General features: G+C 68.1%; 10 protein-coding genes. 6 read left to right on the forward strand and 4 right to left on the reverse strand.

Going from position 1 to position 13,189, the window contains the following annotated elements:
• Positions 1–282: 282 nt before the first annotated feature.
• On the reverse strand, positions 283–897 hold the full coding sequence (locus VP06_RS01075) for a TetR/AcrR family transcriptional regulator (RefSeq protein ID WP_048461976.1): 615 nt from the start codon (positions 895–897) through the stop codon (positions 283–285).
• Positions 898–985: 88 nt separating this feature from the next.
• On the opposite strand from VP06_RS01075, the gene VP06_RS01080 reads away from it, so the two are divergent.
• Together VP06_RS01080 and VP06_RS01085 are read left to right on the forward strand one after the other, a co-directional pair.
• Positions 986–2,236, forward strand: coding sequence for an efflux RND transporter periplasmic adaptor subunit (locus VP06_RS01080; RefSeq protein ID WP_048461988.1), 1,251 nt, complete (start codon positions 986–988; stop codon positions 2,234–2,236).
• 507 nt (positions 2,237–2,743) lie between these two features.
• Complete coding sequence (locus VP06_RS01085; RefSeq protein WP_048461977.1) at positions 2,744–5,926, forward strand: efflux RND transporter permease subunit; 3,183 nt, start codon at positions 2,744–2,746, stop codon at positions 5,924–5,926.
• Between the two features lie 72 nt (positions 5,927–5,998).
• Here the strand turns inward: VP06_RS01085 and VP06_RS01090 are convergent, their stop codons facing one another.
• Positions 5,999–7,033: a glutamine synthetase beta-grasp domain-containing protein gene (locus VP06_RS01090; RefSeq protein ID WP_048461978.1), complete on the reverse strand. Its 1,035-nt coding sequence runs from the start codon at positions 7,031–7,033 to the stop codon at positions 5,999–6,001.
• Positions 7,034–7,433: 400 nt separating this feature from the next.
• On the opposite strand from VP06_RS01090, the gene VP06_RS01095 reads away from it, so the two are divergent.
• Complete coding sequence (locus VP06_RS01095) at positions 7,434–7,622, forward strand: DUF2735 domain-containing protein (RefSeq protein WP_048461979.1); 189 nt, start codon at positions 7,434–7,436, stop codon at positions 7,620–7,622.
• 489 nt (positions 7,623–8,111) lie between these two features.
• On the opposite strand, the gene VP06_RS01100 is transcribed toward VP06_RS01095, so the two are convergent.
• Entirely contained in the window at positions 8,112–9,041 is a 930-nt protein-coding gene (locus tag VP06_RS01100) for a glutaminase (protein WP_048461980.1), read from the reverse strand.
• Between the two features lie 526 nt (positions 9,042–9,567).
• On the opposite strand from VP06_RS01100, the gene VP06_RS36925 reads away from it, so the two are divergent.
• A complete protein-coding gene (locus VP06_RS36925) occupies positions 9,568–9,711 on the forward strand; it encodes a hypothetical protein (RefSeq protein WP_164712349.1) in 144 nt (47 codons plus the stop codon).
• A gap of 42 nt (positions 9,712–9,753) precedes the next feature.
• Positions 9,754–10,251 carry a CinA family protein gene (locus VP06_RS01105; RefSeq protein ID WP_048461981.1) on the forward strand — a complete coding sequence of 166 codons (498 nt, stop codon included), beginning with the start codon at positions 9,754–9,756 and terminating at the stop codon, positions 10,249–10,251.
• A gap of 28 nt (positions 10,252–10,279) precedes the next feature.
• Here VP06_RS01105 and VP06_RS01110 read toward each other — a convergent pair whose 3' ends face one another.
• Positions 10,280–11,569, reverse strand: a complete 1,290-nt coding sequence (locus tag VP06_RS01110) for a branched-chain amino acid ABC transporter substrate-binding protein (RefSeq protein ID WP_082167083.1) — start codon at positions 11,567–11,569, stop codon at positions 10,280–10,282.
• 412 nt (positions 11,570–11,981) lie between these two features.
• Here VP06_RS01110 and VP06_RS01115 point away from each other — a divergent pair, with 412 nt between their 5' ends.
• Positions 11,982–13,106, forward strand: coding sequence for a PepSY-associated TM helix domain-containing protein (locus VP06_RS01115; protein ID WP_053081474.1), 1,125 nt, complete (start codon positions 11,982–11,984; stop codon positions 13,104–13,106).
• Positions 13,107–13,189 lie beyond the last annotated feature (83 nt).

Consider the following 13,189-nt stretch of genomic DNA (forward strand, 5'->3'; position numbering starts at 1 on the left):
TGCTTGCCTTGCGGCCCCGGTATGGGCCTGTCGGGATCGAGGCCGATGCCCCGCTCGCCCCATGAAACCAGAAGCTCAATAATTTTCAGTTAAGGGTCTCATTTTACAGTAAAAGCGTCAGGTTCTGGACATTACCAAGAACTCCTCCGCGAACCAGCGTCAGCACAACTGTTTGGTGCAGCGGATCTTGAATGGGCTCCGCAGCGGCAACCGGCGCCGCCGGCTCGGTTCGACGAGCCCGAGACGTGGGCCTGCCCGATTCCCGACCGCACCGGATTGGCGTCAGCGCGGACCGCCGGCCGCCGCGCGCGCCTGCGGGAACGCTCCGAGCGACACGCGCGCCACCTCGCGCAACGCCTCGCGATCGGCGCCCGAGGAGGCCAGCACTCCCATCCCCGAGGCAACCGTCGACAGGAAGCGGGCCAGCGCCGCCGGGTCGTCGCCCTCGGCCAGGTCGCCCTCGGCCCTCGCCCGCGCGAAGCGCTCGCGCAAGTCGGTCTCGGTCTCGGCGCGGCGGGCGGCGAGCTCGAACGGGATGTTCTCCGACCCGGCGCCGCAAGCGAGCCCGCCCTGGACCAGGAGGCAGCCGGGCGGGTTGGCCGGATCGGTGTGGCTCTCGGCGATGCTCGACAGGAAGCGCTCGGCCACGTCGCGGGCGGTGGTGCCGGCCAGCACGTAGCGCATGTGCTCCGAGCGCCGCTCGGCGTAACGGTCGAGCGCCGCCTTCAGAAGGCCCTCCTTGCTGCCGAAGGCGGCGTAGAGGCTCGGCGGCTTGATGCCCATCGCCTTGGTCAGCATCGCCAGGGTCGCCCCGTCGTAGCCGTGGCGCCAGAATACCTCCATCGCCTCGTCGAGGGCCTTCTCCGTGCAGAAGGCCCGGGGTCGCCCCATCACCATTGTCCGCTGGCTCCATTTTGTGTATCGATTGATAGATAAATCACTTGACGGCCGGCGTCCATGCCGACATGTGTATCGCATGTTACAGATATCGGAGCCGGTCGTGAATTCCGAGCCTGCTGTCGTCTCCACCCGCCTTCCGCGCTTCGCCGCGGCCGGTCTTGCCCTCGCGCTCCTTGCGGGCGCCGCCTATCCCTATCTGCCGCTGCCGCCCCTGTCCTTAGGACAGGCCGTCGCTGCGACCCCGCCGGTCGAGCAGGCGGTGCCGGTGCCGGTCGCCACGGTCGAGCCCCGCGACGTGACGCTGTTCGACGATTTCTCGGGCCGGCTCGAGGCGGTCGAGCGGATCGACGTGCGGGCCCGGGTCGGCGGCGCCGTGCAGGCGACGCATTTCTCGGAAGGCGACCTGGTGAAGGCCGGCGACCTGCTGGTGACGATCGATCCCGCGCCCTACGCGGCGGAGGTCCAGCGCCTGGAGGCGCAGGTGGCCGGCGCCGAGGCGCGCCTGGCGCTGACGGCCAGCGACTACGAGCGCGGGCAGCGCCTGTCGGACCAGCGCATCGTCACCGCGCGCGACCTCGACGTGCGGGCGAACGCCTTCAAGGAGGCGAAGGCCAATCTCGACGCCGCCAAGGCGACCTTGGCGGCGGCCCGCCTCAACCTCGACTATACGCAGGTGCGGGCAGCGGTGGGCGGCCGGGTCGGGCGCCGGGAGATCACCCCCGGCAACCTCGTGGCGACGGGGGCGGGTGCGGCGGTGCTGACGACCCTCGTCTCGGTCGATCCGATCTATGCGAGCTTCGACGCCGACGAGACGGTGGTGCTCAAGGCGCTGGGCTCGATCGCCGAGCCCTCGGGCCGGCGCGGCCGGCTCGACCGCATTCCCGTTGAAATGGCGACCGCCGACGGGATTCCGGCGAAGGGGCACCTCCAGTTCATCGACAACAAGGTCGATGCCCGCAGCGGCACGGTGCGGGTGCGCGCCACCTTCGGCAATGCCAACGGGCACCTGATCCCCGGCCAGTTCGCCCGCCTGCGCCTCGGCCAGGCGGCGCCCGAGCGGCTGCTCCTCGTCGACGAGCGGGCCATCGGCACCGACCAGGACAAGCGCTTCGTGCTGGTGGTCGGGGCCGACGACCGGACCGCGTTCCGGGCCGTCACCCTCGGCCGGACGGTCGAGGGCTTGCGGGTGGTCACCTCCGGCCTGTCGGCAGGCGAGCGGATCGTCGTCAACGGCTTGCAGCGGGTGCGGCCGGGCAGCCTCGTCAGCCCGTCGCCGGTGACGATGGGCGCGCGGCCAATGCCGGAGCCGGGGACGGGCAAGCTGGCGCAACGGTGACAAGGAACGGCGGATGAGGACGACGCGCAGGTCCCTCCACCCTCCTGGTCATTCCGAGGCCGCGTAGAGGAGCCCGCAATCCGGACGCTCGGGTGATTGCAGACAAGGCGGAAGCATCCCGACTCATCCTGCATGATCCGCGGTTCCGGACCCCGGGCTCCGCTGCGCAGCCCCGGGATGACATGGCGTGTTTCAGGTCTGTCGAGCAGATCAAAGCCTGACCCGATCGATAGAATCGACAATCTCCGCTTTCCGAGAAGAGTTCTCAGTTCCCCTCTCCCGGATGGGAGAGGGGCCCGGGACGAGGGTGCTGCGTCTCCGCGCAAAACTCGGACTATTCCGTTTCCCCCCCGATCAGTGCTCGATCCTGAACCGTATTACCGTCGCGCGATCTTCGATCGCCCCTACCTCTCTCCCAGACGGGAGAGGGGATCCCGCCACACTTCTTCGTCGGAATCGTGAGGCGGCGGCACTGCCCACGACTTCCTCTCGCCCCCGGAGGGCGGCATGAACCTCTCCAAGTTCTTCATCGACCGCCCGATCTTCGCGGGCGTGCTCTCGGTTCTCATCGTCATCGGCGGGTTGCTGTCGCTGTTCGCGATGCCGATCTCCGAGTATCCGGACGTGGTTCCGCCTTCCGTCGTGGTGCGGGCGACCTTCCCGGGCGCCAACCCCAAGGTCATCGCCGAGACCGTGGCGACGCCGATCGAGGAGCAGATCAACGGCGTCGAGGGCATGCTCTACATGGCGAGCCAGGCGACGACGGACGGCGTCATGACGCTGACCGTGACGTTCCGGCTCGGCACCGACCCCGACAAGGCCCAGCAGCTGGTGCAGAACCGGGTCTCGCAGGCCGAGCCGCGGCTGCCGGCGGTCGTGCGCCAGCTTGGCGTCGTCACGGTGAAGTCCTCGCCCGACCTGACCATGGTGGTGCACCTCGTCTCGCCGAACGGCCGGTACGACATGACGTACCTGCGCAACTACGCGGTGCTGAACATCAAGGACCGGCTCGCTCGGCTCGACGGCGTCGGCCAGGTGCAGCTCTTCGGCTCGGGCGACTACGCGATGCGGATCTGGCTCGACCCGCAGAAGGTCGCCGAGCACGGCCTGTCGGCCGGCGACGTCGTCCGCGAGATCCAGGCCCAGAACGTCGAGGCGGCCGCCGGCACCATCGGCGCCTCGCCGGCCATCCCCGGCCTCGACCTGCAACTGTCGCTCAACGCCGAAGGACGCCTCACCAGCGAGGAGCAGTTCGGCGACATCGTGGTCAAGACCGGGGAGGACGGGGCGGTCACGCGGTTGCGCGACATCGCCCGGATCGAACTCGGGGCCGCGGATTATGCGCTCCGCTCGCTCCTCGACAACAAGGCGGCGGTGGCGCTCCCCATCTCGCAATCCCCCGGCTCGAACGCGATCCAGATCTCCGACGCGGTCCGCCGCACCATGGCGGAGATCAAGCGGACCATGCCGGAGGGGGTCGATTACCAGATCGTCTACGACCCGACGCAATTCGTGCGCGCCTCGATCGAGGCGGTGATCCACACCCTGCTCGAGGCGGTGGCCCTCGTGGTGCTGGTGGTGATCCTCTTCCTCCAGACCTGGCGGGCCTCGATCATCCCGCTGCTGGCCGTGCCGGTCTCGATCATCGGCACCTTCGCGGTGATGCACATCTTCGGCTTCTCGATCAACGCGCTCAGCCTGTTCGGCCTCGTGCTCGCCATCGGCATCGTGGTCGACGACGCGATCGTCGTGGTGGAGAATGTCGAGCGCAACATCGAGGCCGGCTTGTCGCCGCGCGATGCGAGCTACCAGGCGATGCGGGAGGTGTCGGGCCCGATCATCGCCATCGCGCTGGTGCTGGTGGCGGTGTTCGTGCCGCTTGCCTTCATCAGCGGGCTCACCGGTCAGTTCTACAAGCAGTTCGCCCTGACCATCGCGATCTCGACCGTGATCTCGGCGATCAACTCGCTGACCCTGTCCCCAGCCCTCTCGGCGCTCCTGCTGAAGGATCACCACGCGCCGAAGGACCGGCTGACCCGGGTGCTCGACGCCCTGCTCGGCTGGTTCTTCCGACGGTTCAACCGCGCCTTCGGCTGGGCCTCGGACGGCTACGGGCGCGGCGTCGGCGGCGTCATCTCGCGCAAAGGCGCGATGATGGTGGTCTACCTCGTTCTCGTCGGGGTGACCGCAATGCTGTTTCGCCAGATCCCCGGCGGCTTCGTGCCGGGCCAGGACAAGCAGTACCTCGTCGGCTTCGCGCAGTTGCCCGACGGCGCCACCCTCGACCGGACCGAGGAGGTGATCCGCCGTATGAGCGAGATCGCCCTGAAGGAACCCGGCGTCGAGAGCGCGGTCGCCTTCCCGGGCCTGTCGATCAACGGCTTCACCAACTCGTCGAATTCGGGGATCGTGTTCTCGACCCTCAAGCCCTTCGACGAGCGCAAGGGCCCGGGCTTGAGCGGCGCCGCCATCGCGAGGTCGCTGAACCAGAAGTACGCCAGCATCCCGGAGGCGTTCATCGCGATGTTCCCGCCGCCGCCGGTCAACGGCTTAGGCACCATCGGCGGGTTCAAGCTGCAGATCGAAGACCGGGCCGGCCTCGGCTACGAGGCGCTGAACGACGCGACGAAAGCCTTCCTCGCCAAGGCCGCGCAGGCGCCGGAGCTCGCCGGCCTGTTCTCCAGCTTCCAGATGAACGTGCCGCAGCTCTTCGCCGATATCGACCGGACCAAGGCGCGCCAGCTCAAGATCCCGGTCACCGACGTGTTCGATACGCTCCAGATCTATCTCGGGTCGCTCTACGTCAACGATTTCAACCGCTTCGGCCGCACCTACTCGGTCCGGGTCCAGGCCGATGCGCCGTTCCGCGCCCGCGCCGACGATATCGGCCTGCTCAAGGTGCGGGCGGGCTCGGGCGAGATGGTGCCGCTCTCGGCGCTCTTGCGCGTGCGCCAGACCGCGGGCCCCGAGCGGGCGATGCGCTACAACGGCTTCCTCGCCGCCGACATCAATGCGGGCGCGGCCCCCGGCTTCTCGTCCGGGCAGGCGCAGGCGGCCGCGGCGCGGATCGCCGCCGAGACCCTGCCGCGGGGCTTCGCCTTCGAGTGGACCGACCTCACCTACCAGGAATTCATCGCCGGGAATTCGGGTGTCTGGGTCTTCCCGCTCGCCCTGCTCCTCGTCTTCCTGGTCCTGGCGGCGCAGTACGAGAGCCTCGCCCTGCCGCTGGCGATCCTGCTGATCGTGCCGATGGGCCTGCTCGCCGCGATGACCGGAGTGTGGCTGTCGGCGGGCGACAACAACGTCTTCACGCAGATCGGCCTCATCGTCCTCGTCGGCCTGTCCGCCAAGAACGCGATCCTGATCGTCGAATTCGCCCGGGAGCTGGAATTCGCCGGCCGCAATCCGGTCCAGGCCGCGATCGAGGCGAGCCGCCTGCGCCTGCGGCCGATCCTAATGACCTCGATGGCCTTCATCATGGGCGTCCTGCCCCTCGTCACCGCGACGGGCGCCGGCTCGGAGATGCGGCGCGCCATGGGCGTCGCGGTGTTCTCCGGCATGATCGGGGTCACGGCCTTCGGGCTCTTCCTGACCCCGGTCTTCTACGTGCTGCTGCGGCGGCTGACCGCCAATCGCCCATTGAAGCAGCACGGCATGGTGGCGCAGGAGCACGCGACGGCGGTGGTGTGACGCGCCGGTGGCGTGGAAACGGCGCGGGCCGAAAGGCCCGCGCCGCTCCGTGTTTCACCAATCCGAAGAGGTTCAGGCCGCGGCCGAGACCTCGGTCGGGACGGTCGAGATGGTCTTCAGGATCTGCGAGGCGATCTGGTAGGGGTCGCCCATCGAGTTCGGGCGGCGATCCTCGAGGTAGCCCTTGTAGCCGTTGTTGACGAAGCTGTGGGGCACGCGGATCGAGGCGCCGCGATCGGCCACGCCCCAGCTGAAGGTGTGGATCGAGGCGGTCTCGTGCTTGCCGGTCAGCCGCATGTGGTTGTCCGGGCCGTAGACGGCGATGTGGTCCTCACGGGCATCCCCGAACGCCTTCATCAGCGCCTCGAAATACTCCTTGCCGCCGACTTCGCGCATGTACGAGGTCGAGAAGTTGGCGTGCATGCCCGAGCCGTTCCAGTCGGTGTCGCCGAGCGGCTTGCAGTGGTACTCGATGTCGATCTCGTACTTCTCGCAGAGGCGCTGCATCAGGTAGCGCGCCATCCACATCTCGTCGGCGGCCTTCTTGGAGCCCTTGCCGAAGATCTGGAACTCCCACTGGCCCTTCGCCACCTCGGCGTTGATGCCCTCGTGGTTGATGCCGGCGGCGAGGCAGAGGTCGAGATGCTCCTCGACGATCTGGCGGGCGACTGAGCCGACGTTGGAGAAGCCGACGCCGGTGTAGTACGGGCCCTGCGGCGCCGGGTAGCCGGTCTCGGGGAAGCCGAGCGGGCGGCCGTTCTTGTAGAAGAAATATTCCTGCTCGAAGCCGAACCAGGCGCCTTCGTCATCCAGGATGGTGGCGCGCTTGTTCGACGGGTGCGGAGTCTTGCCGTCCGGCATCATGACTTCGCACAGGACCAGGACACCGTTGGTGCGGGCCGGATCGGGGAAGTGGCGGACGGGCTTCAGCACGCAATCCGAGGAACTGCCCTCGGCCTGCTTGGTCGAGCTGCCGTCGAAGCCCCAGAGCGGAAGCTCCTCGAGCGTCGGGAAGCTGTCGAATGCCTTGATCTGGGTCTTGCCGCGAAGGTTCGGGGTCGGAGTGTAGCCATCGAGCCAAATATACTCGAGCTTGTATTTGGTCATCTCGCGTCTCTCTATCAGGTTCAGGTGGAGCCCGTGATGCCTCGTCCGAGCCCACCACCCGTCAGCGGCATCCCCATCGTTGCACGAGCCGTGCCAAACCCTGCGGCGGAACGGAACGAATGCCGCACCCGTGCGTTTGCCCGGGCTATCACTCCGCGACGTCTGCGTGACGCTGTCCGTCTCCCGGTACTGACGCTCTGCTCGGTTGCGCGCCACAGCACCAAGACGCACAAGGAGGCGCCACACCCACCAATCTGCCCGACGACGCAAGAGCGGGCATGCACGTATTTTAGCCAACCAATGTTTTTTTGATAGTCAACTGGCGCATTTCTCGGGCAGACTTCGTTATCAGCCCAGACGCCGCCGCCGCGACGTGGCGGCCCCCTACGAGGCCCATCCGATGACCACCACCGGGCAGTATGCCACTGCGAAGATCTATGCGTTCCCGGCCGGCGGCCGCAGCCGCGGCGGCCGCCACGACTGGTCGGCCCCGAGCCAGACGGCGCGGGAACGCGCCCTCGACATCATGCCGGCGAGCGGCGGCTACCACGATGTGGCGATCCGCGAGGAGCGTTCGCGCAAGCCATGAGCGCGGATGCTCCGCGTTGCACGAAATCCGACTAAATAAAAACTTGCTATCCAGGGTGGCATTCTCCGGCGCGGATCGCGAAACGGTTTTGTTCGCTAGGGACGGCGAAGCCGGTGACGAACTGATACCAACGGTCGTTGGAAACGACCTTTGGTGCCGTTCTCCAATTTTTGCTACAGCGCCTCACGATCGCGTTGCAATCGCGAGGCGCTCTAGATCTTTGATTTTGCCGCATTTTCTACGACGAACCGGTATGCACTTCGTCGGAAAATGCTCTAAGTCTTTGGCGCAGTATCGAAAGTTTGAGATCGTTGATCGGCCCGATGCGTCAGCATCTTGGGCCGATGGTATGATTGCTTCAGGCAATCTGTCGGATCGCATCCGCAGTGCGGATGTCGGCGTCGCTCAGGCGTGTGGAGCGTCCGGCTCGACCGCGCGGACTTACGATATACAATCCGGACGTAATCTTCCAGATTGTGCATCAATCCCCTACTCCCCGAAGATCGACCAGCCGAGGCGCTTCGTCAGCCGCTCCAGGGCGATGCGCCCGAGGTGGGAATTGCCGGCAGCGTCCAGCCCCGGCGCCCAGACGGCGATCGAGGCACGTCCCGGCGCCACCGCCAGGATGCCGCCGCCGACGCCGCTCTTGCCCGGCAGGCCGACCCGGTAGGCGAACTCGCCCGAGCCGTCGTAATGGCCGCAGGTCAGCATCACGGCGTTGATGCGCCGCGCCCGCTCGGCCTGCACCACCGACAGGCCGGTGCTGGGATCGCGGCCGGAATGGGCGAGGAACCGCCCCGCCACCGCGAGCTGCCGGCAGGTCATGCTGATGGCGCAGTGATGGAAATAGACGCCGAGCGTGTACTCGACCGGATTGTCGATCACCCCGAACGACTTCATGTAGTTGGCGAGTGCGACGTTGCGGAAGCCGGTGCGGTGCTCGGAGGCCGCGACCGCCTCGTCGATGGTGATCGAGGTGTCCTGGGCCAGGAACTGCATGAAGCGCAGGATCTCGCCGAGCGCCTCGCGCGGCTGGTGGCGCGACAGGATCAGGTCGGTGACCGCGATGGCGCCGGCATTGATGAAGGGGTTGCGGGGGATGCCGCGCTCGTATTCGAGCTGCACCACCGAGTTGAACGGGCTGCCCGAGGGCTCGCGCCCGACCCGCTGCCACAGCCGGTCGCCGACCATGCCGAGCGCCAGCGTGAGGGTGAAGACCTTCGAGATGCTCTGGATCGAGAACGGCACGTCGCAATCGCCCGCCGCCGCGACCGTGCCGTCGGCGCCGATGACCGCGAGGCCGAACTGGCCGGGATCGACCCGGGCGAGTTCGGGGATGTAGCGCGCCACCTCGCCGCGATCGGTCCGCTGGCGCATCTCGTCGACGATCTCGGTGACGACGGTTTCGAGGTTCGACACGACTCGGAGATCCCGGGCTGGAGGACAAGCGCGGCCATAATCCTGCAAGTTCGAGGCCTCAAGCCGATCGCCGGGAGTTCCGCCTCGGCGGGTGAAAGATTTCGCGCGATTGATTGGCACCACCGGGGATAGTTCCGCGTTGACGTAACGGCTGCGAAGGGGGCGGCAAGCAGGATGCGGCAGGACTGCGGGAGCGGCAGGATTGGACCGGACCGGAACCATCGCGATCATCGGAGCTGGCGTTGCTGGCGCGGCGGCGCGCCGATCTGAGTGCCGTCGCCGAGCGGTTGCACGCAGAGGCGCCATGATGACCCGCATCACGGCCAAGGTGCGCAATCACACCGCCGCCGGGGCTCGGCCGGGGATAGCCTCGCGCCATACCGGGACCATCGTTCCGCCCCAAGGCGGTGCGACACCTCTCCCGACCGGGGGCCCCCCTCGACGCCACAGGGAACCCATGAACCGGAACCAGGAAGCGCGTCGCCTCCGCGGTTCTCCTCGAATCCTTCATCGTCGGGTGAGTTTGATGTCTGATGCGTCCCTTTTCCTCCATATTGGCCTGTCGCTGAGTTTCGTGGGCCTCGTCGGCCTCGGGATCGGCCGGGCCCTCGACGCCTGGGTGCGGCTGGCCCCGACTGGCGCCGACGACGAGGGCGCGCTGGCGGAGTAGGACCCGACCGGATACCGTCTCCTGGAGGCAGGAGAATCCCGCATGCACGCGCTGATGGAGAGGGCCGGCCGCATCGCCGCCCGGCTGACGGCCCGGCGGGAGACCGTCGCGGTGGCCGAATCCTCCGCCGGTGGTCTCGTCTCCGCCGCCCTTCTTGCGGTGCCGGGTGCCTCCGCCTATTTCCTCGGCGGCGCGGTGGTCTACACGGCCCAGGCGCGCCGGGCCCTGATCGGGCTCGACGAGGCCGGAATGGCCGGCCTGCGCAGCGCCAGCGAGCCTTACGCCGAGCGGGTGGCCGCTCTGGTGCGCGAGCGCCACGGCGCGGCCTGGGGCCTGTGCGAGACCGGCGCGGCGGGCCCCCGCGGCAACCGCTACGGCGACGCCGCGGGCCATACCTGCCTGGCGGTGGCAGGCCCGGTGACGCGCCGCCTGACCGTCGAGACCGGCTACGCCGACCGCGCCGCCAACATGGACGCGTTCGCGGGTGCGATGCTCGACACCTTCCTGGAGGCGCTCGCGGAGGCGGACCGGGCCCCGTGAGACCCCCGGCCGCCTCCGCGGACGAATCTCAGCTTGGCCGGTCCATCCGGCAGGTGGTCGGGACCAGCGTGTCCTGGGTCTCGACCCGGCCGACCATCTTCCAGCCCCAGCCGGTGCCCTCCTCGTCGAAGCGCATGCCGGGCTCCATCGGACCGAAGGACGAGACGAACATCGTCTGGAAGTACTGGTGGTCGTCGGGCCGCACGTAGCCGTCGCTGCCGGTATGCGGCTTCAAGCGGGCCCGTTCGAGCTTCGGCGCCACCTTGCGTGCCTCGGAGGAGCCAGCCTCCTGCATCGCCGTGAGCAGCGCGTTCATCGCATTGAAGACGCGCGGATAGGTCGAGCCGATGGCGGTCCGCGCCCGGAACGCGGCCTCGAAGTCCTGCGTGGCGGCGTCGCCGGTATTGGCGCCCCCCTGCGATACCTCGAACACCCGGTGGGCGAGCCCGGTCTGGCGCACCACGCTCGGCCCGCCGGTGCCACCCGCATAGTAGGTGTAGAACGTCGCCTGGAGCCCTGCCTCGGCGGCGGCCTTGAGCAGCAGGTTGAAGTCCTGGGCCCAGTTGCCCGTGATGACCGAATCCGCGCCCGATGCCTTGATCTTGGTAATGTAGGGCGCGAAGTCGTTGACCTTCTGCAACGGCGTGACCTCGTCGCCGACGATCTCGATGTCGGGCCGCTTGGCCTTCAGCATCGCGCGGGCCTGGGCCCGCACCGACTGGCCGAACGAGTAATCCTGGTTGATGAGATAGACCTTTTTGATCTCCGGCCGCGTCCTCATGAAATTCGTCAGCGCCTCCATCTTGATGTCGGAATTGGCATCGAAGCGGAAGTGCCAGTAATTGCACTTCTCGTTGGTCAGCGACGGATCGACGGCGGAGTAGTTGATGTAGATGACCTGGCGGTTCGGGTTGCGCTCGTTGTGCTTGGCGACGAAGTCGGTGAGGGCCGCGGCGGCGGAGGAGCCGTTGCCCTGCACCAGCACCCGGGCGCCGGCATCGATGCCCTTCTGGGCGGCGATCAGGGTCTCCTGCGGGTTGACCTTGTTGTCGTAGGCGAGCACTTCGAAGCGGAACTGCTTCTGGCGGGCGTTCAGGACCTCGGCCATGTACTGGAAATGGCGCAGGCCGGCCTCGCCGGTCGGGGCGCCCCCGCCCGAGAGCGGATCGATGAAGGCGATCTTCACCGTCTCCTGAGCGATGGCCGGACCGGACAGGGCCAGCGTCGCGGCAGCCCCCCCGAGCGCCAGGATCGCGGACGGGCCGCACAGGGATGCGGCGATGACGGCGCCACGCAGCGCCTCGCGGATGGACGTCATGCTTCCTCTCCTTTTGGCCGCGATCGTCTCGGGCCCGTGAGGGCCGGCGTCGCGTAGCCGGGCGGGAGAGTCCGGCGCGGGACAGAGACTCGTCAAGGAGAAATTGCGGCCGCACGCCCCGATCGGCGTTTCACCTGTGAGATCCATTCACGAGCAAAGTAAAAAATCGTCCATGGCCTTATAGGTGGACCAATCTGGAATCATTATAATGATATGCCTGCTTCATCCGGCACTGGAATCATTGACATCGTCTTCGTCGAGGCCCTAAGCGTCGGCGTCATGAGGGATATCGGCCGGCGATCCTGCGGCAGCGATCGGTCGGGCCGGCACGCGGCGCAGGACAACGGACCATGATGCAGCCCGACGCAGGCTCCGCGCCCGCCGCCGCTCCGGCCTGCACGGGGGCGTCCCGGTGAGGAGCGCCCTGTTCCAGGTCCATTGGTTCCTCGGGCTCACCGCCGGCCTCGTCCTGATGCTGGTCGGGGTGACCGGAGGAATCCTGAGCGTCGAGGACGAGGTCATGAGCCTCATGAGTCCCGGCATCGTCACTGTCCCGGTGCGGGAGGGCCCGCGCCTGACGCCGGATGCGCTGATCGCGCGGCTCACCGACGAGGCGCCGGGGCGGCGCATCACGCTGATGGTCCTGAACGGGGCTCTGGACCGGGCGGCGCGGGTGCGCCTCGCCGACGGGCCCGGACGCGGCACCGAGACCTATGTCGACCCTTACGACGGGCGGATCCTCGGGCCGGCGGTGGGCGAGGCGTTCTTCGACACGGTGCTGCGGCTGCACCGCTGGCTTCTCATCCCCGGCAACGGCGACGGATGGGGCCGCACCCTCACCGGCGCCTCGGCCCTGGCGCTGGTCTATCTCGCGCTGTCGGGCCTCTACCTGCGCTGGCCGAAGGGCCGGCGCGACTGGCGGATCTGGCTGAAGCCGGCGCTCAACCGCCGCGGTCGGGCGCTCTACTGGTCGCTGCACGCGGTCGTCGGCACCTGGATGCTGGTGCTCTACCTGCTGATGGCGCTGACCGGCCTGTGGTGGTCCTATGGCTGGTACCGCGACGGGGTGACCGTCCTGCTCACCGGCCGCCCGGCCGCCGCTGCGCCTGCCCGAGGAATGGGCAAGCGCGAGGGCGCGCCCGTGCCCCTCGATCCCGCCTTCGCGGCCTTCACGGCGGCCACGAACGGCCGCTACGCCACCGCCTCCCTGGCGCCGGCCCGCGCGGGCGAGACGATCCGCATCCGCGCCGTGGCGCCCGATGCCGCTCATGTCCAGGCCCGCGACGAGTGGCGCTTCCGACCCGACGGCACGCTCGACTCCCGCGACCTCTACACCGAGCGACCGATCGGCGCCCGCCTCGCCGGCAGCATGCTGGCCCTGCACGAGGGGCGGTTCTTCGGCCCCGTCGGCTGGATCGCCTTCATGCTGGCGGCGCTCGCCATGCCGCTCTTCGGGGTGACGGGTCTGCTGCTCTATCTCGGCCGCCGCCGCAACCGGCGGCGGGCGCAGATCGCGCAGGCCGCGGCGGTTCCCTAAGCAGATTTCGCCGAAGTGGTCGCCGGTTCGGCGGCAAAAATCTGCGATCAAACAAGACCCTAAGCGGACGAAGCGTTTGCCTG

Origin of the sequence: Methylobacterium aquaticum, assembly GCF_001043915.1 — a bacterium.
Classification (GTDB): Bacteria; Pseudomonadota; Alphaproteobacteria; order Rhizobiales; family Beijerinckiaceae; genus Methylobacterium; species Methylobacterium aquaticum.

What these genes read in the sequence shown, in the direction of transcription:
- VP06_RS01075 (WP_048461976.1), bottom strand. Translation starts at nt 897, where the DNA reads ATGGTGATGGGGCGACCCCGGGCCTTCTGCACGGAGAAGGCCCTCGAC.
- VP06_RS01085 (WP_048461977.1), top strand. Translation starts at nt 2,744, where the DNA reads ATGAACCTCTCCAAGTTCTTCATCGACCGCCCGATCTTCGCGGGCGTG.
- VP06_RS01090 (WP_048461978.1), bottom strand. Translation starts at nt 7,033, where the DNA reads ATGACCAAATACAAGCTCGAGTATATTTGGCTCGATGGCTACACTCCG.
- VP06_RS01095 (WP_048461979.1), top strand. Translation starts at nt 7,434, where the DNA reads ATGACCACCACCGGGCAGTATGCCACTGCGAAGATCTATGCGTTCCCG.
- VP06_RS36925 (WP_164712349.1), top strand. Translation starts at nt 9,568, where the DNA reads ATGTCTGATGCGTCCCTTTTCCTCCATATTGGCCTGTCGCTGAGTTTC.
- VP06_RS01105 (WP_048461981.1), top strand. Translation starts at nt 9,754, where the DNA reads ATGCACGCGCTGATGGAGAGGGCCGGCCGCATCGCCGCCCGGCTGACG.
- VP06_RS01110 (WP_082167083.1), bottom strand. Translation starts at nt 11,569, where the DNA reads ATGACGTCCATCCGCGAGGCGCTGCGTGGCGCCGTCATCGCCGCATCC.